An 834-nucleotide genomic window follows, 5' to 3' on the forward strand; every position below is an offset into this window, starting at 1 on the left:
TCGGTGATCCATCCACAGGCTACAGGCAAGGGGAAGACCGGAAGGGTGAATAAGGTGAAGCCTCGATGGAAGCCTCGTTAAGAAAGAACGCCGGTGATGGGATGCCGATACGGCGGTTAGGGCCTGCCGTTGAGAAACGGCGGTGGCAGCCGGGGGTATGTGCTTGGCTGCGCGAGCACCACGGCTCCGGGGTAGAGAGGACACCCGACACCGGTCGCATCTCACACGTGCGGAACGCGGAAACCTCGCTACGGTCCGGGGAAGTTGACCTGTCCCCGGTAAGCCGACCGTAAGGGGGGCTGAATCCCGTGGCGAGACAGGATGGCTCGAGAAGCGAACGGCGGCATGTCGAAAGGCAACAGGAAAGCGGGCGCAGGTGGCTGGACCTCCACCCGGCCGTATCCGTATAACTGGCCGCATACCAGGCCTGGTGCCTGGGTCCGAAAGGAAGCTGACGCGAGCCGGGTAGCCCTTTGAACGAGTCGATGCCCACGAACCGCCAGAATCCGAGGAGCATGTTAGGCGCCATGGAGCAGGACATGACCACCACCACCGTCGATATGGCGGCGGTCGGCGTGTCCCACGCCATGGTGAACGGATCCGAGGAGCCACTCGACTGGGACGCCCTTGACTGGCGGACTGAGGAGAACAAGGTACGGCGGCTACGGCAGAGGATCTTCAAGGCGGCGCAGGCAGGCGACTGGAAACAGGTGCGCAACCTGCAGAAGCTCATGCTGCGCAGCCGAGCCAACACGCTGGTCAGCGTGCGGCAGGTGAGCCAGCGCAACACCGGCCGCCGTGCCGGTGGCGTCGACGGGCGGGTCGCCCTGACCT

General features: G+C 64.5%; 1 protein-coding gene. It reads left to right on the forward strand.

Going from position 1 to position 834, the window contains the following annotated elements; all coding sequences use genetic code 11:
- Window positions 1–539: 539 nt before the first annotated feature.
- On the forward strand, window positions 540–834 hold a 295-nt coding region (locus AB1460_RS37895; protein WP_368967411.1), incomplete at its 3' end, for a reverse transcriptase N-terminal domain-containing protein.

This window comes from Parafrankia sp. FMc2 (assembly GCF_041008525.1).
Classification (GTDB): Bacteria; Actinomycetota; Actinomycetes; order Frankiales; family Frankiaceae; genus Parafrankia.